Raw genomic sequence first — 20,126 nt, 5'->3', positions numbered from 1 at the left:
CCTTCTTTTCCTTTTTTTTGCTATTTGTCTGTTCCGCTGTTTCCAGTTGTTCTTCCTGTTTCAGTTCTTCATTTTCCATTTGAAAGACCTCCTTTTTGCAAACGACTTCTTTCGTCAAAGGCAGAAGCATTTCTGCCCCTCACGAAAAAAGTCTCGATGAAACTTGTTCATCGAGACTGCTTTTTCTCGTTCCAGTACAAATTATCTCAGTACTTCTTTAACCTTAGCTGCTTTACCAACTTTGTCTCTCAGGTAGAACAGTTTCGCACGTCTTACGATACCGCGTCTAACAACTTCGATACGGTCGATTCTGGGAGAGTGCACAGGCCATGTTCTTTCAACGCCAACGCCGGAAGCGATACGTCTTACTGTGAAAGTTTCTCTGATGCCGCCGCCCTGTCTTTTGATAACAACGCCTTCGAACATCTGCAGTCTTTCTCTTGTACCTTCTACTACTTTAGCATATACACGTACTGTGTCGCCAACGTTAAAAGGAGTTACTTCGCTTTTCAGCTGTTCTTTTTCCAGTTCTCTGATGATATCCATTGTATTTCCTCCTTATACACCTTAGACGTTCTTGCCTCATCCCCTTGATGCGGCATTGGACCGTCCGTAATCAACATGAAAGATTATACCACGCATCCAGGTGTATTGCAAGCACTTTTTTCGCGAAATTTCAAGGTTTTTTCAGACTTTGCATCTGTTTTTCAGTAGAGGAAATTTGCCAGTGTAACACTGAGAGGGATGGTCAGCATGGAAATAAATGTGGTCCAAAGGACAATATCGGAGGATAATTTTTCCCCATAGCCATATTTCCCCACCATCATAGGCACAACTACCGCCGATGGCATACAGATGGAAAGCAGGAACACAGACTTCGTCAGCCCATCCGCAGGGATGAAATACATCGTGAGGATCGCCAGTGCAGGCATCAAAATCATCTTCACCAAGCTGATCTCCAGCGCCAGCTTTTCCTTGAACAAATGACTGATGCCACTGCCCCCTGCCAGAGCACCAATGTAAATCAGAGACAAAGGCGTCGACAGATCGCCCACCTTCGTCAGGAAGCCTACCACCATTTCAGGCACCCATTCAATGGCGCGGGTCATGGTCAGCGCAAGCCCAAGCAGGATGGAAATGCAATTTGGATTGATGGCACCCTTCAGGAAGGTCTTGCCCACAGCCACGGGGTTTGATTCTTTTTTATCAGAAATGATATACACGCCATAGGTCCAAAGATACAGATTCAGCGCCAAAACCCCCGCAGACATATAGATGATGCCTGCTTCGCCAAAGAAGATCATAGTAACAGGCAGGCCGATGAAGCCTGTATTCAAAGAGCCTGTGGTCAAGTCCAGCATGGGAAGCAAACGACCGTCCAGTTTCCGCCATCTGCCATAAAAGCGCATCAGAAAACCGAACCCGATCATCATCCCCGCCTGCCCTGCCGCAGAGGCAAAGAAGCCCTTGAGCACCTGATCGGTGATCTCGATGCCGGAGATGGTGGTGATGAGCATAGCAGGGATGGTCACATGCATGACCATATTTCCCATGTTTTTATTGGTTTCCAGAGTCAGATAATTTTTCTTATTACAGTAATACCCTACCAGAATGAGCCCGAAGAGCATAAAAAACTGTCCGTACATAATATACCTCTTTTTCATAAAAGAAGGGGGGCAAAGACCCCCTCTATTTTTTCATTAGTAATGGATAACGGATTCGATTCTGTAGCCGGGCAGAACCTTTCTGCCTTCCAGGAAATCCAGTTCGATCAAAAATACCAGAGCAGCCACTTCCGCGCCGATCTCTTCGACCATTTCGATGATGGCCTTCGCTGTGCCGCCTGTTGCCATCAGGTCATCCACGATGACTACTTTCTGGCCGGGCTGGATGGCATCCTTGTGCATTTCGATGGTTGCTGTGCCGTATTCCAGGGCATATTCCTTGCTTACCACTTCCGCAGGCAGTTTGCCGGCTTTACGCACAGGAACGAAGCCTTTGCCCATATTATAAGCAACGGGCATACCGAAAATGAAGCCTCTGGATTCGGGGCCCAGAACCACGTCAAAATCCACATCTTTCAGTTTTGCTGTCATTTCATCAATGGCTGCCTTCATGCCTTCTGCATCCTTCAGCAGTGTTGTGATATCGCGGAAAATAACACCTTCCTGAGGGTAGTTTTCAATCGATCTGATTTTATCTTTTAAATCCATATGTATCCTCCTTAATTTGCAAATCGGAAATCCTTGATCATCAATTGCACATTGCTCCTGCCATTATAGCTGTTGATATCCACGCTATAGACGATATCCACCAGTTTCGGCAGCTGCCCACTTCTTATTATTTTATCACATTCTTCGACAGGATACAATTCTTTCAGCATTTCCTGCAGTTGCTCATAGCCGTCAAAGGAAATAGCGGAAAGGCGGGTGCCGCTTTGGGGTTCCGAAAGGGTCAGCCGCAGGATATCCTTATTTTTTCCGATTAAATCCAGCCTGTCCACATGGATGCCCTTGGAACCGAACAAGGGAGAAGGATTCCCCTTGCCAAAAGGCGCCAGCGCCTTCAATTCCTTGGCCAGACCCAAGTCGATTTCCGCAAAGGAAAGAGATTTTTCAATGCGCAAAACAGGGATCATCTGTGCATCGGTCAAGGGACATGCTTCATTCAGCCGTTTTCTTAAAATATCGATATTTTCTACAGGCAAAGACAACCCCGCCGCCATGGCGTGTCCGCCAAAGCGGGTGAACAGGTCTCTGTTGGCAAAGAGAGCCTCAAAAAGATGATACCCTTCGATGCTTCTGCCGGAGCCTTTCGCCCCATCTTCGCTGCCTGTGATGAGGATGGTCGGGTGGTAATATCTATCCTTGATGCGCCCTGCTACAATACCGGCGATGCTTTCATGAATTTCAGGGTCATACAGCACCAGTACCTTATCCTTCAGGGCGTCTGTTTCTTCTACAGCGATGGCCGCCCGTTCGGCGGCTTCTTCCGTCAGCTGTTTGCGTTCTTCGTTTAACTTGACGAGATTCTTCGCCCGTTCCCTTGCCCCTTTTTCATCCTCGGCACAGAAGAGCTCCACCGCCTGTCTGCCGCTTTCCAGACGGCCTGTGGCGTTGATGCAGGGGCCAATGATGAAACCGATATGATAATCGGAAATGACTTTATCGGAAAGGCCCGCTTCCTGGATGAGGACGCGCATACCAATATTTTCTGTTTTCTGTATCTCTGGCAGGCCAGCCCGCACGATGGCACGGTTTTCGCCCAGCAAATCTACGATATCGCAGACGGTGGCAATGGCTGCAAAGGAAACCAGCTGTTTTTCCAGTTTTTCATCTTTGATGCAGAACTCCTGCAACAGCAGTCTTGCAAATTTATAGGAAAGGCCCCCGGCACACATATGCTTGAAGGGGTAGCCGCAGTCTCTCTGCTTGGGGTCGATGATAGCATCGGCCTTAGGCAGGATGTCTCTGCGTTCCTCTCCTTCTCCCTTGAAGCCGGGCTCGTGGTGGTCGAGAACCACAACAGTCATCCTTTTTTCCTTCGCCAAAGCGATCTCCTGAATAGCGGCAATGCCGTTATCGCAGGTAAACAGCACATCCACCCCTTCCGCAGAAAGGCTTTCCACCGCCTGTAGACTCAGCCCATAGCCTTCCTTCTGGCGATGGGGCACATAAAAAACAGCCTTACCACCGCATCGGGTGATGGTCTGATAGAGGATGGAGGTACTCATGACGCCATCCACATCATAATCCCCGTAAACGGCGATTTTCTTTCCCTTCTGTATCGCATCAGCAATGAGAAAAATACCTTTTTCCATATCTTTCATCAGAGCAGGGTCACCAAAAGTTCCCTCCCCGCCATAGAGGAAATCCCGTGCTTCCTTGCGGGAATACAATTCCCTGTTGGCAAGGACCGTCGCCGTTGCCTGACGGATGCCCAGCTCCTTCGCCATTTCTGCTGTATTTACTTTTGTTCGCTTCAAAAGCCAGCGTTTCATTCGATTTCCTCCTTTCTTTTTTCATATTGTTTTACTATAACATAAAAAACGACATTGGAAAACCCAATGTCGTTGGATGATTTTATTTTGTTGTCTTTTCCGCCTTTGGCAATAAAGTGTACCAGATAGAACCGGAAATACAAATAGAAGAATAGGCCCCTGCGATGATACCTACCATCATGGGCAGTGCAAATTCCTTAATAGAAGGCACCCCAAGGAAATAAATCGCGCCGATGGTAAATAATGTAGTCAGGGATGTGTTGATGGAGCGGGCCAATGTCTGGCCGATGCTTTTATCAATACGTTCTGCCATCTGGTTTGGTTTGAAGTTATCTTTATTTTCACGGATACGGTCAAAAATAACGATAGTGGAATTGACGGAATACCCCAGGATCGTCAGCACTACAGCAATAAAAGCGTTATTGACCGGAATACGGAAGATGGCATAGGCCGCCAGAACCACAAGCACATCATGGATCAGCGCAAGGATCGCGCTGCCGCCTGCGCGAAAATCTTTGAAGCGGATGGAAATATAAATCAGCATAGCAACTGCGGCAATCAGAGTGGCCTTGATAGCCGCCTGCTGCATTTCACCGCTGACTGTGCCGCTGATATCATTGGCCTCTGTCACCTCTGCAGAGGGATAAATCTTCCAGATGCCATTCAGCAAAGCCACTCTGGTAGGGCTGTCGATGGACTGCAACTTGATCTCCACTGCATTTGTGCCGATGATCTGCTGGATCTGGGGACTTTGCTGGTCTGTTGCTTCGATGATGATCTCTTCCAATTCCGCCAGATCATATTCGCCGCCCATATCGATTTCCATAGAAGTACCGCCGGTAAACTCCACATCCCAATTAAGAGCCCCTCTGCCCGCCTTAGCATTGGCAAACATAAAACCAAAGCCGATGCAGATGATAAGCAGGGAAAGGATAAAAAATTTCTTTCTGTTTTCGATCACTTTCATTTCCCCACCCCCTTATTTCAATCTCAAACCATAATATTTCGGATTGTGAATGCCTGCCAGCATCATCCCTTTTACGATCACATGGGTAATGACCAGTGCCGTAAACATGGAAATGATGATACCGATCATCAATGTAGTGGCAAAGCCTTTTACTGTACCACTGCCCAGGAAAAACAGCACAGCCGCCGCAATCAGGGTCGTCACATTCCCATCCAGAATGGCAGGTGTCGCCCGTTTGAAGCCGTTTTTAATGGCAACGCGCAATGTTTTCCCTATCACCAGTTCTTCCTTCAGTCGTTCGAAAATAACGATATTGGCATCTACCGCCATACCTGCGGAAAGAACGATACCCGCAATACCGGGCAGAGTCAGTGTCACACGGAAGAGGCTCAGGGCCACCAGTTCCAAACCTACGTAGATAACCAACGCCCAGTCCGCCGCAAAGCCCAGCAGCTTATAACTGAACAACATATAGGCCAGTACCAGCGCAATACCAACGATGCCGGCTTTGATGCCTGTAGAAAGGGCATCTGCCCCCAGTCTTGCGCCTACATTTTTCATCTGGACCACGTTCAGATCGAAGGGCAAAGAACCTGCACGGATCAGAGAAGCCAGCTCTTCCGCTTCTTCCCCGCCAAACTGCCCGGTGATCATAGCCTGTCCATCGGTAATCGCTGTCTGTACTGTAGGTGCGCTGATGATCTCATCGTCCATAACGATATAAATCACCTTGCCAATATTATTTTTTGTAGCTTCTGCAAAAAGCTTTTTTCCTTCTTCATTGAATTCCAGCGCAACGTAAGGCTGAGAAGGACTATTGACATCCACTGCGCCTACCTGCTTGGAAGCATCCTTCACCATATCCCCCGTCAGCAGGATATTCCCGGCTTCATCCACAAAGGAAAGCTGAGCCGTCTGGCCGATCTGCTGAATAGCTTCTTCCGCATTTTCCACCCCTGGGATCTGCACACGGATACGCTTGTCCCCTTCTTTTGCGACCTCCGCTTCTGTCCAGCCATTCCAATCCAGTCTGCCCTGCAAAAGAGAGATAGCGGCCTTCATTTCTGCATCTGTTACGGTTTCCTTATCTGCTTCATAGACAATATCTACACCGCCGCTCAGATCCAGCCCCTGCTCGATCTGATGCACGCTCAGTTTCTTTTCCGTCCCAATACCTTTATAGGAAAGCATACTGAGTACGACCGCCACGACCAGCGTAAGCAAAAGCATCATCCTGCCTCTTACCTTCATTTTCTCTCCTCCAATCTTTGCCCCAACTGTTTTTTACGCAAAAAAGGGATGAATCTTTCCAATTTCTGGAAGGCTCCATTCCCCTTTTATTTCATTCATTATGAAAAACATTGTAACACAAAAAGCAGGATTTTCAAGTTTATTTTCCGTTAACATTTATTTAACGTTTATTCACACCAAGGATGCCGCCGATAGCCCCCGCCGCTATGGCTACGATCACCGTCATAAGGCCGGAAAGGGCAATAGAAAAGCTGTCTGATGCCAGGCTGGTGATAAGATAGAGAAGCACCGCATAGACCACCCCTGCCAGGGCACCCCAAAGAAGCCCCTTTTTCTTCATGCAGGCCGCCCAGTCATAGCCCGCAGCCGTCGCAGAGATAGCTGTGCAAATGAGGGAGACCATGGGCAGGCTCTCTTCCGAAAGGGATGTGTAGGTCAGCAGGATACCGAAGCCGATGAAGATGATACAGGTGATGGCAAAGGCGATACCCATGCCCCGCAGGAGACAAAGCCCCGTGCCGCTGCCGGCTGCTGCGCTTTCTTTTCGGGCACGGCTATGTACTTTTTTCTTTTCTTTCTTTTCTTTTGTTCCCCTCTTCTTTTTCTCTCTCCGCAAAAAAATCACATCCAGACATATCCGTTTTGGTTTTATCTTATGGGGCTTTTTCAAATAATATGCTATAATATTATATTAGGAAGAAAGGAGTGACATCCATGCAATATCCACCCATCATCGACTTACACACCCACACCACCTGCTCCGACGGCACATACACCCCCGCAGAGCTGGTGGAACTGGCGAAAAAGATTGGTCTTTCCGCCCTGGCGCTGACAGACCATGATACCATAGACGGACTGGCGGAATTCCAGGCGGCAGGGAAGGCCTGCGGCATCGAAACCATCCCGGGCATCGAATTTGCCGCTCTTTGGGAAAAACATCATCGTCCCGAGATCCATATCGTTGGTTTGGGCTTCGACCCGAAGCATCCCTTATTAGCAGAACGGATGAAGGATATCAAGGAAAGCAGAGATATCCGCAATCATAAAATGTGCGAAAAGCTTTCCTCCATCGGTCTGCATATCACCCTGGACGAGGTGGCAGCCAATGCCGGCGGGGAGATCATCACCCGCGCCCATTTTGCCAACGTACTTTTGCAAAAAGGCTATGTGAAAAAGAAGGAAGATGCCTTCGCCCGCTATATCTCCACGGGGCTGCCCGGCTATGTGGAACGAGAATTTCTTTCTCCTGAACTTTGCATCCGCACCATCAAAGAGGCAGGCGGGGCCGCTGTTTTGGCCCACCCTACTTTATATGGGTTAAATTTAGAACAGCTGGAGGAGCTCTGCGCCGAACTGATCCTCTATGGGCTGGATGGCATCGAATGTCAATATTCCACCTATTCCCCTGCGGAAACGAAAGCCATCACGGCTCTGGCGAAAAAAATGCAGCTGCTTCCTTCCGGCGGCAGCGATTTTCATGGAAAAAACAAACCCAATATCCATCTGGGCAGCGGAAAAAGCAACCTGGCGATTCCCTATGAATTTTGGAAAGGATTGAAAAAACGGACAAAATAAGAAAAGGACGGCAAAAGCCGTCCTCTTTTTATTGTTCTGATTTATTTCAGGATATCTACTGTCTTGAAGCCATCGTCGAAAGCATTATATTCCACAGTATAGCCCAGTTTTTCAAAATCTCTCACCGCAACGAAGGCTCTGCCATCCTGCAGCAATCCCTTCATATCGATGCGCTGACCACCCTGCAGCACATAAGGGGTCTTTGTGGCATTTTCCCAGCCGACCTCTTCGCCCAGAACGTCGCAAATCGCCCGCAGAGGCAGATATGCTCTGTTTTCTTTTACGATCAGGTCTGCCCAGTTATAATCGTTGTTGAAAAAAGCACCTTCCGCAACGCTTCTCATTGTATACAGATCTGCGTAATCATTTTCTCCATACCATCCCCAGGAAACGGAAACACCGGTCACAGGGTTATATTTTTCATTTTCCAGCACAGCCAGTTTCTCTTTCAGTTCATCTACTGTCACACCAGTCTGGGGAACTGTTACAGATACATCGGATTTTACCAATGTTGCATCTGTTGTCAGGTTCATCACCTGTTTCCCCTTATGGGTCACATCATAGGATGCTGTGGAATCAAAGCCATTGCCGGCCTTTGTCACCTTTGCGTCATAGCTGAAGCTGTCCAGAACCATGGAAATGCTCTTTTCCTGAACGGCTTCCGCCAGAAGGATGCTCATCTGTTCCGCCGCAGCAACAAAATCCTGCTGAGAAGCTCTCATTTCCGTAAAGGCCTGCTGCATCATGGCTTTATCTTCCTCTGTTGCAGAAACGGCGCTGTCCATCACTGCCATCATATAAGCTTCTGTAGCATCCATCACCTGTTCGGGGTTATCTGCTACGAAATCCAGCAGGTCTACCAGCAACTGTGCCACTTCCTGGCCATCTGCTTCGATGCGGTACCCGCCGCCGGTTCGTGTCACCATGCCTGTTTCGAAGCCATCCAGAACGTCTTCATAGAAAGTAAATACGGCATCATACAGATCACCATAGCCATTCTGAGGAACCGCTTCGCTCAGATCCACACCAGTCAGATATGCAGGAGAAAGCAGTTCCACATATTTATCCTCTGCCAATGTGGCTTTCAGGTCTTTCGCAAAGGCATCGGAGAAAATATAGCTGTCTTCATAACCCTCTGCGAAATCACCTGCCAGCTGATATGCGCCCCAAATGGTATCCGTGGTCACATATATGCCCTCAGTCATGCTGTAGTACATGGTGCCCAGATCATAGTTTTTGCCTGCATAGTCCAGGTCAAAGGACATATCGTAGGTCAGCTTCTCCATATCCATATTCATATCGTAATCTACGGTGACAGTTTTCTTGCCGGAGGGCATACCTTCTGCATACATTTCATCATAATACTCTGCATCTGTTGCTTTTGCAACATCAACTAAAAATCCCTGCAGGGCATCAAAGTCGATATCCGCCTGCATTTTGCCTTCTACCTTGCAGGTTTCCATGGTATCCATCAGGTCTTTGCTCATTTTCAGATACGCCAACTCTGTACTGGAGCAACCTGTGAATGCCCCTACACACATCACGCCGCAAAGCAATGCCGCCAGTTTCTTTTTCATACCGCTTCCCCCTTTTTCATCTTCTTTCGCATATCATTTTACAGAACGCTTCTTTGCAAAAACAAATTTCCGTCCAATAAAAACATTATATATGATTTTTATTTTCCATACAATACGACTGGGAAAAATTAAGAATTTCGTAAATAATAAAAAAGAGCCCTCTGCAGGGCTCTCTTTTCTAAATGATATTTTTCTCTTCCTTTTTCTGTATCCGCTTTGCATCTGCCTTGCTCTCTGGCTCAAACAAAGGGAATTTATCTGTAAATACTGTTCCCTCGCCCACCTTGCTTTCCACCAGGATATCTCCCTCATGGCAATCCACGATCCAGCGGGCGATGGCAAGGCCCAGGCCTGTGCCGGAAATTTCTTTATTTCTGGATTTATCCACACGGTAGAAACGGTCGAATATCTTAGGCAGATCTTCCTCCGCAATGCCCACGCCATGGTCTCTGACGGAAACATAGCCGTATTTCTGGTCTTTCCATACCTTTACCTCGATCGCGCCGCCGTCCCCGGAATATTTCAAGGCATTTTCCCCATGTATCCAGAAAAGCTGCTTGATCAGATCCTGATCTGCTAAGATCTCCGCAGTGCCTTCCTCCGTAAAGGTAATCTTTCTGTCTTCATAGATCAGCTCCATCTCCCGCACCAGATCCCCTGCAATCTCATTCAAAGATGTGCGGGTCTTTTGTGCTTTCAGGCGGTTCTGGTCGCTCTTTGCCAGAAAGAGCAGCTGGTTGATCATGGTGCTCATATGCTCTGTTTCCGAAAGGATGGAATCAATGGATTCCTGCAATACATCAGGGTCACTTTTCCCCCAGCGATTGATGAGGTTGGCGTAGCCCTGGATGACTGCGATTGGCGTACGCAGCTCATGGGAGGCATCAGAAACAAACTGATTCTGTTTTTGGAAAGCCGTATCCAGTCGGTCGATCATGGAATTGAAGGTAATGGTCAGCTCCTTCATTTCATCATCAGGGCCTTCCGTGGAAATGCGCTGGCTCAGGTCTTCGATGGAAATACGCTCCGCCGCGGTGCGGATGGCTTCCACGGGCTTCAGCATCCTGCGGCTGATATATTTGCCGATCAGGAAAGCGCAGCAGATACCAATGGCATCCACCAACAACATTTTCACCAGAAAATCCCGCATCATATACCAGCCATTTCCCATCATTTTGAAGGCCTGGATACGATAAATACCCTGATTCGCATGGAAATGATTGGTCAGCAGCATAAACTGCTGATCTGTCTCATTCTCCAGGATATATTCCATATCGCCGCCCTGGCTTTCACGGCTCACGTTGATCTGATACCCCTTCTGATACAGATCATTTTCCTTCAACACAGGCGGTTCCTTGGAAAAATCCACGGCATCCTTGCTCTGCTCTCTGGGATTCATCATTTCCGGGCGGAAGATGAAGGGGGGCATTTCACCGGCGTAATTATTGTATGCTTTGTTTTCTGCATAGCTGAAAACGCTGACTTCTACATATTTATCATCCAGCAGTTCTGTCAGGGCTGCATCGCTCAGCTCTTCCCCGGATTCCAGATAGGTCTGGATATCTACAACGGTCTCCTGCAGCTGTCTGCGCATATCCGCCTGCTGCAAACCGGAAATATTGAATGCCATAAACAGGCTGATAAACAGCAGAGACAGAGTGAAAATGCCGCCATAGAGCAGGGTGATACGCTTGGCAATGGCCATATGCTGTATGCTGCCGACCAGCCCTTCTTTATTCTTCTTTAACATAATAACCTACTCCTCGGATGGTCAGGATATATTTTTTACCGAAGGCTTCGTCTATCTTGGAGCGCAGATAGCGAATATAGACATCCACTACGTTGGTTTCTCCAATATAACTGTAGCCCCAGACTTCGTTCAAAATCTGCTCTCTGGTCAGAACGATATTTTTATTCTGCACCAGATAGGTCAGGAGTTCATATTCCTTCTTTGTCAGATCGACCACCTTGCCACCAACGGTCACCATACGTTTTTCCGTATCGATTTCCAGATCCTGCACCTGCAGAATGGTCTTTTTCATCGTTGTGCCTTCGCAATGCTTGAAAGCCACACGCATGCGGGCCAGCAGTTCTTCAATGGCAAAGGGCTTCGTCAGATAATCATCGGCGCCACTGTCCAGCCCTGCCACCTTATCCATCACTTCATCCTTAGCTGTCAGCATGATGATAGGCACCTGGGAAAATTTGCGCACACGGCGGCATATCTCAATGCCGGTCAAACCGGGCAGCATCAGATCCAGCAGGATCATATCAAAATCCCCATCGGTGATCTGATTCATCCCTTCTCTGCCGTCGTGGCAGACCGTTACATCATAGCCTTCATATTTCAATTCCAGTTCTACGAAACGAGCCAGTTTTACCTCGTCTTCCACCAGAAGGATCTTTCTTCGTTCCATAAACTCACTTCCTTTGATTCTTTTTTTACAGTATACCAATTCTTCTCCATTTTGTCTGCTTCCAGTATGATTTTCCCGCCTTAAAGACGGCTTCAAAACAGATTAAAATGTCATTAAAATCGAATTTTTCCGCAGTTTTCTGCCATTCTTTCCCTCTTTCGGTTGCAGAGAAAAAATTTTTTCGTTATAATGTTATGCGGACAAAAAACAGAATACAGGAGGTACCCCCTATGAAAAAGAAACTCGCCCTTCTTCTGGCAATGGTAATGCTTTTCAGCGCAACCGGCTGCAAAAAGGAAGAAGTTGTAGAAGAACCCCAGCAGGAGATCCAGACAGAATTTGAACTGGCGGAATGCGGCCTTTCCTACACCATCCCCGATGCATGGGTGGAAACAGAAAACACCAACCTGATCCCCATTTCCTTCGTGAATGTCAGTGGTGAGATCTATGCGAAGATTCAGTATAACTACGCACCTGATGAAAACATGGAACCACTGAACGATCCCGAATCCACCATTCCTGTGGAAGAGCTGATGACGCCCATCGCTGAAATGCTGGTAGTAAAAACAGAAAATCTGGAAGCAGAGGCTGTGAAAAACGAACTGGCTCTGTTCAACAATGTAGAAGAAATCGGTGTGGAAGGCGATTTCCACTTCTATTACATGACAGACTATGCGACAGGCATCGAACATTTCTCCGATGACGCAAAAGATACTTTTGAAGAACTGGCATCCTATCTGCCCGAGCTGAGAGAAAGCATTGAAATTTCCCTGCCCGATGAGGAAGCCGTAGCCAAAACAGCAGAAGAAAACGGCAAATACCTGAACTTCATCACAAACACATTAGAAGGTGACCCCATCACAACAGCTGTTTTCTATGAATACGATATGACCGTTGTGAACTTCTGGGCAAGCTACTGTGAAGAAGAAGGCATCAATGAACTGGATACTCTGCAGGATTTCTACAAAGATCTGCAGAAAAAATATCCTAATGTAAACTTTGTACAGGTAGTCATCGATACTCCCGGTGAGAAGGCGGAAGAAATCGTTGCGGAAGCCTACGATAAAGCCGGTGTTACTTTCACAGGCATCATGCCCGACCAGAATCTGGCGAGCTGGATCATGGATAATCTGAATGGCCTGCCTACTACGATCTTCGTAGACAGCACAGGCAAACCTGCTGATCTGAAGATCGAAGGCATGCAGGATGCATCCTACTACATGGAAACGACAGAAACCATGCTGGCAAAATTCGACACAGCAAAATGATTACAAAAAAGAAACCTTGGACCCAATCAGGTCTGAGGTTTTTTTGTGCGCAAAAAAAGAGCCCAAACGGGCTCTTCTTTGTTATCATTTATAAACATGTACTTTTTCGATACGGTTTTTATCCATTTCCTCTACAATGATCCGAAGGCCCTCTGTTTCGATCTCCTGACCCTGTTTGGGAAAATTGCCCAGCAGTACAAGGATATACCCCGCAATAGTATCCACTTCTTCGCTTTCCAGCTCTGTGCCTACCATTTCGTTGAAATCTTCCAGACGGGTGCTGCCGTCCACCACAAACTCATTATCTTTGATGATTTCGATCTCTTCTTCTTCATCATCGTATTCATCTTCGATTTCACCGACGATTTCTTCTACGATATCCTCTGTTGTGATCATGCCCGCTGTGCCGCCGTATTCATCCAGAACGATAGCAACAGCCAGACGGCTGCTATTCAATTCTGCCAGCAATTCATCCAGGGGCTTGCTTTCATAGGTAAAGAGAGGCTCTCGCATATATTTTTCCACGGAAAAATGCTCCGCATCCAGATAAAAAATATCCTTTACGTAGAGGAAGCCGACGATATCATCCAGATCCTCGCCATACACGGGCATACGGGAAAAGCCTTCCTCCTGCACCAGACGTACGTATTCCTCATAGGTAACATCTAAGGGCACCGCAATGATGTCCGTTCTGGGAGTCATAACATCCTTCGCCTTGGAATCGCCAAAATCGAATACGTTATTGATCATCGTGCGCTCATCCAGCTCCAGAACGCCTTCTTCATGGCTGACATTCACGATGGTTTTCAATTCCGCTTCCGTGATCAGAGGCGCCCTTTCGTGAGGGTTACAGCCAAACAATCTGATCAGACCGCCGGTCACCACATTCAGCACCGCAACGATGGGACGGAACACAAATACACAGAAAGCGATCAGCTTCACCACGATCAGCGCGACTTTTTCCGCTTTTTGGGCTGCAACAGTCTTAGGGGTGATTTCCCCAAAAATCAGGATAACAATCGTAATGATAATGGTGGCGATACCTGCGCCGCCACCGGTATCCCCATTGAAAACCTGAATGGCAAGGGCTGTTGTCAGCGCAGAGGCACCATTGTTCACCAGATTGTTCCCAACCAGAATAGAACTCAGCAGGCGGCCGGGGTCCTCCAGCAATTCCATGATCAGGTCTGCATTTTTTACATTTTCCTCTACCATGTTACGCAGGCGGATCTTGCTCAGGGATGTCAGCGCTGTTTCCGATGCAGAAAAGAACGCTGAACAAAATACCAAAAAAATCAATAAACCAATCAACACTGGACTGCCGTCCACGGTCATCACTCTCCAAATCTAATATAAAATGTTTTTGTGTTTAAATACATCAAAATATTTTACCAAAAACATGGTTACTTTGCAATAGCCACCAAAATCAGCCCTTATTCCGTTCGATTTCTTCCGCCAGCTCGCTCAGCTCCATCCAGCGTTCCATGCGTTCTTCCAGCTTTGCTTCCAGTTTTTCCTTTTCCTCGGAAAGTTCCTGCAGGCGGGTAAAATCTGTGGCACAAGCCACCATATCCGCATCGGCCTTGGCGATCTTTTCTTCCAAAGCGGCAATTTCATCGCCAATGGTATCGTATTCCCTCTGGTCTTTATAGCTCATTTTTTTGATGGGCGCATTGGCTCTTTCCTTGGGTGCTTCTTCTTTTTTCACCTTCACAGCCTTTTCCTCAAAAGCGGGCATCTCTTTTTCACGGGCTGCCTTACAGTCGGAATAACCACCTTCATACTGTTTGATATTGCCGTTTCCAAGGAAAGCGAAGATTCTGCCCATTGTTTTATCCAGGAAATATCTGTCGTGGGAAACAGCCACCACTGCCCCATTGAAATGTTCCAGATAATCTTCCAGAATCATCAGTGTTTCGATATCAAGGTCATTGGTAGGTTCGTCCAGGAACAGGATATTGGGCGCCCCCATCAGCACACGGCAAAGGTACAGTCTGCGTCTTTCGCCGCCGGAAAGGATAGAGATCGGCCCTCTCTGCATGGAAGGAGGGAAGAGGAATCTATCCAGCATCTGGGATGCGGTGATGTGTCCATCTGTGGTTCGGATAATTTCCGCTTCATCACGGATATAATCGATGACCCGCTGATTTTCGTCCATGTCCACATTTTCCTGAGCGAATACGCCGATTTTTACTGTTTCCCCGTGGACAACAGAACCGCTGTCAGGCTGCAGTTTGCCTGTCATGATATTCAGCAAAGTTGATTTGCCACAGCCATTGTCCCCAATGATACCCACACGGTCATCACGCAGGATGATGTAGCTGAAATCTCTGATATATGTCTTGCCGTCATAGGCTTTGCTTACATTTTCCAGTTCAATGGTCTTTTTGCCCAGTCTGCTGCCCACGGAAGAAAGTTCTACGCTCTGTTTTTCTTCCGGCGCACGGATGGCAGAAATCTCTTCGAAACGCTGCAGTCTGGCCTTCTGCTTGGTGCTTCTGGCCTGAGCACCGCGGCGCACCCATTCCAATTCTGTACGCAGGAAATTCTGGCGTTTCCGTTCCCCGGCGGCAATCAGTTCTTCTCTCTCCGCCTTCATTTCCAGGAATTTGGAATAATTCGCCTGATAGGAATAAATCTTGCCTTTTTCCAATTCCAGTGTACGGTTGGCAACACGGTCAAGGAAATATCTATCGTGGGTAACCATCAGCAGTGCCTTAGAGTATTTTTCAAGGTGTTTTTCCAGCCAGTCAACAGTGTCGTTATCAATATGGTTGGTAGGCTCGTCCAGAATCAAGAGGTCAACAGGGGCGATTAGTGCCGCCGCCAGGGCCACACGCTTTTTCTGCCCGCCGGAAAGGGTCTCCACGGTCTGTTCAAAATCGGAAATGCCCAGTTTTGTCAGGATAGTCTTTGCTTCGCTTTCCAGAGACCACGCTTCCGCCTTGTCCATTTTTTCCGCCAGTTCTGCCGCTTTTTTTACCAGTTTTTCATCTTCAGGCGTTTTCGCCAGGGCTGCCATGGTTTCTTCATAGTCCCGCACCAGTGCCAGCTGGGGGTTTTCCCCGCGGAACACCTGCTGCAGGACGGTTGTGCCCTCTACAAACAAAGGGTTCTGGGAAAGATAGCCAATGCGCATGCCGTTCATGGTGATGATGGTACCGCTGTCCGCCTGATCCACCCCTGCAATGATTTTCAATAATGTAGATTTACCCGTGCCGTTGACACCGATGACGCCGATCTTATCCCCTTCATGGATGCTGAAGGAAATATCGTCGAAGATCAGGCGGGTGCCGTAGCTTTTTCTGATATTTTCCGCTGTCAATAAAACCATTTATTTCCACTCCAAACTATATGTAAAGATGCCCCACCAATGTAGTGGCGGCTTAAGAAAACATCGTTTTCTATTATTTCTTAAGCCGCACTGCGAGGATGTCCTGCAAGGACTCCTCTAGAGGCAGGGCGATTTTCATTATTCCGCTGTTTTTTCTTTTTTCCCTTTCCATATGAGGAACAGGACAGAAGCCACGATGATGCATGCAGAAAGCAACTGAGAAACTGCAAAGCCGCCGATCATCAGCTGGTCTGTGCGCAGGCCTTCGATCCAGACTCTGCCCAGGGCATAGCCCAGGAAATACAAGCCTAAGATCTGACCACCGAATTTCTTTTTGGGTCTGTAAAGCACCAGAAGCAGGAACAGACACAGGTTCCACATGGATTCATAGAGGAAGGTAGGATGCACCTGAATATAATCCACACCGCCAAAATTCATAATGTTCTCCATGACCTGCTGGGAAATATCCCCCGCGCGTACCTGATCAACCTGCAGACGCATGGCAAAAAGACCACCTGTAAAGCCGCCAAAGGCTTCTCTATTGAAGAAATTGCCCCATCTGCCCAGCATCTGCCCAAAGGCAATGCAGGGAGAAGCCGTATCCGCCAGAAGCCAGAAATCGACTTTTTTCTTTTTACAATAAACGATGGCCGTCAAAACCGCACCGATGATGCCGCCATAGATAGCAAGGCCGCCTTCCCGCAGGGCAAAAATTTTCGCCGGGTTAGCGCTGTAATAATCCCAGGAGAAAATGACATAATACAATCTGGCGCCGATAATGGCAAAAATCAACGCGTAGATGACAAAATCCACATACATATCAGGGTTCTGCCCGGTGCGCTTTGCTTCCTTCATCGCCAAAGCCACCCCAAGGATGACCGCCAGACCGATGAAAATACCATACCAATATACATTTTTACCCAGCACCGTAAAAGCCACGCGGCTCAGGTGATCGATTTCAATTCCTAAATTGGGAAACCATATTTCAGGCATACAAATTCCTTCTTTCCTCTGCAGTTCCCCGTTCCGCATTTATCGGACTACAGACAGTACCATTGTATCCTTAGAGAAGGCATTTTGCAACAGTTTTTCGGCTTCTTCCTTCTGCATGGTCTTGATGACTTCCAGAACTTCCGCCGCAGGAGAGCCCATCATGGCCCATTCGATCTGCCCCATACAAAGGCTCTGGGAAGAATCCATTCTTCTTAAAAACCGCCCCAGCATCTTTTTGCGGATGCGGCGAAACTCCTCCCAGTCCAGACCTTCCTTTTGCAATCGTTCCAGTTCTTTTCCCAATAATTCTGCCGTTTCTTCGGGATGCTCCCCGTTGCCGGAAAAGGCCGCGAAAGCATAGCCTTCCCCGCAGAAAAAGGCGCTGCCCAAAGGTTCATCCAGCAATTCTTTCTCATAAGCCTTGCGGAAAAATCGGCTGCTTTCCCCCGCCAGAAGTTCCAGATAAAAGCCTGCAGCGATACGCAAACGAAGCCAGTCCTCTTTTTTTGCCGAGGGCAGTTTAAAGCCAATCTGAAAATTGGGCTGAGAAAGACCCCTTTCCCGTTCCTTGTATTTTTCCAGAATCGCAGGCTCTTCCATAGGAAAATAGACACGGGCATCCGTTTCCCGTTTAGCTACCATTTCCGCTGCCGCCCGCACCTGCCGCACCGGCACGCTCCCTGTACAAACAAGAACCATATTTTCCGTTGTATAATACGTTTCGTATGCTTTCTGCAATGTCTTTTCTGTGATTTCCGCCACCGTTTCCGCTGTTCCCGCAATTTTATTTTTGATGGGATGGTTCCCATACATGCTCTCCAGCATCTGATAATAGACCATCCAGTTGGGGTCATCGTCATACATGGTGATTTCACTGGTGATGATGCCTTTTTCCCGTTCCGTGTCCTCTTTTGTAAAGAACGGTTTCTGAACGAAATCTAACAGCAATTTCAGATTTTCCATAAATTTTTCCCGACAGGTAAAATAATAGACGGTCTTATTCCCATCAGTGAAGGCATTGGCAAAGGCACCATTCTGGGTAAATTTTGTAAAAGCGTCGCCCCATTCCTGCTGGAAAAGCTTATGCTCGATAAAATGCGCCGTTCCCTGGGGAAAAATGATATCCTCACCATCCCTTCCCTTCCAGAAGATATGGTTTGCCCCTCGCTTCACCACGATAGCCGCCATCTTCTCCCCAAAATCCATCTGGGGCAGGATATAATATTGCAGGCCATTTCTGGTCTTTCCCTGTTGGTTTTTCTCAGTTCTCGCCATAATTGCCCTCCTTCCCGCTGAGCAGATAAACGGTTTTCAGCTTCAAATGATGCGCCGCCCGAATGATGTCCTCTGCTTCCGTTTTTTCGATATATCGTAAAAATCGTTCCGTGCTCAGTTTCTTTCCCTGCAAGGCCTGCTCTGCAAAAAAATCCACCATGGCCCAGGGACTATCCGCCAAGCCATCATAGTCCCGAAGGATGCTTTCCTTCGCCTGCTGCAGCTTTTCTGGGGAAACGCCCTCCTTTTTCAGCTTTTCCAGACATTTTAGAATCAGCTTGCCTGTCTCTTTCGCATCCTCCTCTTTGATGCCCGCCTGCACAAAAAGGTAAGGAGAAAGAGGATAGCGATAGGATTTGATGTCATAGCAAAGACCCTGTTCTTCCCTGATTTGCTGGAACAATACAGAATCGGGGTCACCGCCCAAAAGCTGATTCAACAAAAGCAATGCCGCCTGTCTGCGGCTGTTTTCCACATCGGCCTGGAACCCCAGCAGCAGCCGCGCCTGTTCTGCATCCGTATGTTCCTGAATGAAGCGGGGCGATTCATGTTTGTCACTTTCCTGCTCTTCTTTTTCCGTCACCGCCACTCTGCCCTGAAAATACCTCCGCAGGGAAAGCACCTTTGGCTTTTCCTCTTTTTCTCCACAGAAAAAGATTTTTACCTCTTCTTTCTCCACAATATCCTGATACCATGTGAACAGATTCTTTGCATTGATTTCATCCAAATCTTCCACATAGCCATCCCCGGAAATGGCAAAAGCCGCCCCCTCCGCCGTTTCCTCCAATGCACGCCTGCGGGCAAAAGTCTTTTTATCATCCCTCAAACTATCCAGTTTCCGTTTCAGAATGGCTTTTTGCCGCTCCACCGCTTTCTCATTGAAAGACCCCTTTTCCAGCGGCCGCAAGGCCCGTTCCCGCAGGAAAGAAAGGGCATCTTCCATCTCCACTGCCTTCAATGTTTCCAGCGAAAACAAAAGCAGTTGCCTGTCCCCTTTTTTCACCACGGAAACATCCCACAACGCCCCATACAATTCTTCCGCCTGTCTTGCGGGCTTCGCGGGCTCTTCGCCCCGCTTCAGAATTTCTGCCAAAAGGGCCGTTTTCGTTGCGGTTTCCCGCCGCAATGGTAACTCAAAAAACAATACCAGAAGATTTGTCCGAAATTTCTGCCCATCCAGCAGAAATATCCTGCATCTGGGCAGATATCTTTCCAATGTAGTCATATTGCCACCTCACTTTTTTCACATAGTTTGTCCTATGAAAATGAAGTTATGTATACATCGTTTTTTCATTGAAATATGGTATTTTTTACGCTATACTGCTTTTATATTTCTTAAGATGATCTTTACAAAAAAATAAGCACCCAAAAGGTGCGACAATAAAACAGGAGAACCACCATGCAAAACCAATCTATACAAATGATAAAACAAATTTTCAGATCTGCCCTTGGCTTATTTTTGTATTCCT

17 protein-coding genes are annotated in these 20,126 nt (G+C 47.6%); 2 read left to right on the top strand and 15 right to left on the bottom strand.

The features are described 5' to 3' along the window. Positions 1-201 precede the first annotated feature (201 nt). The 7 genes from rplS to IJ369_RS07450 all read right to left on the bottom strand — a co-directional run bounded on the left by rplS (position 202) and on the right by IJ369_RS07450 (position 6,834). On the bottom strand, positions 202-546 hold the full coding sequence (gene rplS, locus IJ369_RS07480) for a 50S ribosomal protein L19 (RefSeq protein WP_290717731.1): 345 nt from the start codon (positions 544-546) through the stop codon (positions 202-204). 161 nt (positions 547-707) lie between these two features. After that, entirely contained in the window at positions 708-1,646 is a 939-nt protein-coding gene (locus IJ369_RS07475) for an AEC family transporter (protein ID WP_290717729.1), read from the bottom strand. Positions 1,647-1,700: 54 nt separating this feature from the next. Further along, the gene (locus IJ369_RS07470) at positions 1,701-2,213 is read right to left on the bottom strand and encodes an adenine phosphoribosyltransferase (RefSeq protein ID WP_290717727.1); all 513 of its coding nucleotides are present in this window, start codon (positions 2,211-2,213) and stop codon (positions 1,701-1,703) included. 11 nt (positions 2,214-2,224) lie between these two features. Next, on the bottom strand, positions 2,225-4,000 hold the full coding sequence (gene recJ, locus IJ369_RS07465; RefSeq protein WP_290717725.1) for a single-stranded-DNA-specific exonuclease RecJ: 1,776 nt from the start codon (positions 3,998-4,000) through the stop codon (positions 2,225-2,227). An 82-nt stretch (positions 4,001-4,082) separates the two neighbouring features. Beyond that, positions 4,083-4,967, bottom strand: coding sequence for a protein translocase subunit SecF (gene secF / locus IJ369_RS07460; RefSeq protein WP_290717723.1), 885 nt, complete (start codon positions 4,965-4,967; stop codon positions 4,083-4,085). A 12-nt stretch (positions 4,968-4,979) separates the two neighbouring features. Then, positions 4,980-6,218, bottom strand: a complete 1,239-nt coding sequence (secD, locus tag IJ369_RS07455) for a protein translocase subunit SecD (RefSeq protein WP_290717721.1) — start codon at positions 6,216-6,218, stop codon at positions 4,980-4,982. Between the two features lie 160 nt (positions 6,219-6,378). After that, entirely contained in the window at positions 6,379-6,834 is a 456-nt protein-coding gene (locus IJ369_RS07450) for a TIGR04086 family membrane protein (RefSeq protein ID WP_290717719.1), read from the bottom strand. A gap of 98 nt (positions 6,835-6,932) precedes the next feature. On the opposite strand from IJ369_RS07450, the gene IJ369_RS07445 reads away from it, so the two are divergent. Next, a complete protein-coding gene (locus IJ369_RS07445) occupies positions 6,933-7,793 on the top strand; it encodes a PHP domain-containing protein (RefSeq protein ID WP_290717717.1) in 861 nt (286 codons plus the stop codon). A gap of 41 nt (positions 7,794-7,834) precedes the next feature. On the opposite strand, the gene IJ369_RS07440 is transcribed toward IJ369_RS07445, so the two are convergent. The 3 genes from IJ369_RS07440 to IJ369_RS07430 form a co-directional block, all read right to left on the bottom strand. Continuing rightward, positions 7,835-9,370: a hypothetical protein gene (locus IJ369_RS07440; RefSeq protein WP_290717714.1), complete on the bottom strand. Its 1,536-nt coding sequence runs from the start codon at positions 9,368-9,370 to the stop codon at positions 7,835-7,837. A gap of 178 nt (positions 9,371-9,548) precedes the next feature. After that, entirely contained in the window at positions 9,549-11,120 is a 1,572-nt protein-coding gene (locus IJ369_RS07435) for a sensor histidine kinase (protein WP_290717712.1), read from the bottom strand. Next, on the bottom strand, positions 11,104-11,787 hold the full coding sequence (locus IJ369_RS07430) for a response regulator transcription factor (protein WP_290717710.1): 684 nt from the start codon (positions 11,785-11,787) through the stop codon (positions 11,104-11,106). Before IJ369_RS07430 ends, IJ369_RS07435 begins: the two co-directional genes overlap by 17 nt. A gap of 230 nt (positions 11,788-12,017) precedes the next feature. Between IJ369_RS07430 and IJ369_RS07425 the strand changes: the two genes are divergently transcribed. Continuing rightward, on the top strand, positions 12,018-13,055 hold the full coding sequence (locus tag IJ369_RS07425; protein ID WP_290717708.1) for a TlpA family protein disulfide reductase: 1,038 nt from the start codon (positions 12,018-12,020) through the stop codon (positions 13,053-13,055). Positions 13,056-13,139: 84 nt separating this feature from the next. Here the strand turns inward: IJ369_RS07425 and IJ369_RS07420 are convergent, their stop codons facing one another. The 5 genes from IJ369_RS07420 to IJ369_RS07400 form a co-directional block, all read right to left on the bottom strand. After that, positions 13,140-14,384 (bottom strand): hemolysin family protein, encoded by a 1,245-nt coding sequence (locus IJ369_RS07420; protein WP_330612973.1) that lies wholly within the window; start codon positions 14,382-14,384, stop codon positions 13,140-13,142. Between the two features lie 97 nt (positions 14,385-14,481). Beyond that, positions 14,482-16,389: an ABC-F family ATP-binding cassette domain-containing protein gene (locus IJ369_RS07415; protein ID WP_290717706.1), complete on the bottom strand. Its 1,908-nt coding sequence runs from the start codon at positions 16,387-16,389 to the stop codon at positions 14,482-14,484. Positions 16,390-16,527: 138 nt separating this feature from the next. Continuing rightward, positions 16,528-17,382 carry a prolipoprotein diacylglyceryl transferase gene (gene lgt / locus IJ369_RS07410; protein WP_290717704.1) on the bottom strand — a complete coding sequence of 285 codons (855 nt, stop codon included), beginning with the start codon at positions 17,380-17,382 and terminating at the stop codon, positions 16,528-16,530. Positions 17,383-17,421: 39 nt separating this feature from the next. Beyond that, positions 17,422-18,657: an EF-P 5-aminopentanol modification-associated protein YfmH gene (yfmH, locus tag IJ369_RS07405; protein WP_290717702.1), complete on the bottom strand. Its 1,236-nt coding sequence runs from the start codon at positions 18,655-18,657 to the stop codon at positions 17,422-17,424. Continuing rightward, positions 18,644-19,882 (bottom strand): M16 family metallopeptidase, encoded by a 1,239-nt coding sequence (locus tag IJ369_RS07400; RefSeq protein ID WP_290717700.1) that lies wholly within the window; start codon positions 19,880-19,882, stop codon positions 18,644-18,646. Before IJ369_RS07400 ends, yfmH begins: the two co-directional genes overlap by 14 nt. Positions 19,883-20,126: the final 244 nt, after the last annotated feature.

The sequence above is a fragment of the Anaerotignum sp. genome (assembly GCF_017483025.1).
Lineage (GTDB): Bacteria > Bacillota > Clostridia > Lachnospirales > Anaerotignaceae > Anaerotignum_A.
Note: the sequence above shows the minus strand (reverse complement) of the source record. Positions and strands in the feature narration are given on the sequence as shown.

Coding starts and splice junctions, on each gene's coding strand:
- rplS (WP_290717731.1), bottom strand. CDS start 546: ATGGATATCATCAGAGAACTGGAAAAAGAACAGCTGAAAAGCGAAGTA.
- IJ369_RS07475 (WP_290717729.1), bottom strand. CDS start 1,646: ATGTACGGACAGTTTTTTATGCTCTTCGGGCTCATTCTGGTAGGGTAT.
- IJ369_RS07470 (WP_290717727.1), bottom strand. CDS start 2,213: ATGGATTTAAAAGATAAAATCAGATCGATTGAAAACTACCCTCAGGAA.
- recJ (WP_290717725.1), bottom strand. CDS start 4,000: ATGAAACGCTGGCTTTTGAAGCGAACAAAAGTAAATACAGCAGAAATG.
- secF (WP_290717723.1), bottom strand. CDS start 4,967: ATGAAAGTGATCGAAAACAGAAAGAAATTTTTTATCCTTTCCCTGCTT.
- secD (WP_290717721.1), bottom strand. CDS start 6,218: ATGAAGGTAAGAGGCAGGATGATGCTTTTGCTTACGCTGGTCGTGGCG.
- IJ369_RS07445 (WP_290717717.1), top strand. CDS start 6,933: ATGCAATATCCACCCATCATCGACTTACACACCCACACCACCTGCTCC.
- IJ369_RS07440 (WP_290717714.1), bottom strand. CDS start 9,370: ATGAAAAAGAAACTGGCGGCATTGCTTTGCGGCGTGATGTGTGTAGGG.
- IJ369_RS07435 (WP_290717712.1), bottom strand. CDS start 11,120: ATGTTAAAGAAGAATAAAGAAGGGCTGGTCGGCAGCATACAGCATATG.
- IJ369_RS07430 (WP_290717710.1), bottom strand. CDS start 11,787: ATGGAACGAAGAAAGATCCTTCTGGTGGAAGACGAGGTAAAACTGGCT.
- IJ369_RS07425 (WP_290717708.1), top strand. CDS start 12,018: ATGAAAAAGAAACTCGCCCTTCTTCTGGCAATGGTAATGCTTTTCAGC.
- IJ369_RS07415 (WP_290717706.1), bottom strand. CDS start 16,389: ATGGTTTTATTGACAGCGGAAAATATCAGAAAAAGCTACGGCACCCGC.
- lgt (WP_290717704.1), bottom strand. CDS start 17,382: ATGCCTGAAATATGGTTTCCCAATTTAGGAATTGAAATCGATCACCTG.
- yfmH (WP_290717702.1), bottom strand. CDS start 18,657: ATGGCGAGAACTGAGAAAAACCAACAGGGAAAGACCAGAAATGGCCTG.
- IJ369_RS07400 (WP_290717700.1), bottom strand. CDS start 19,882: ATGACTACATTGGAAAGATATCTGCCCAGATGCAGGATATTTCTGCTG.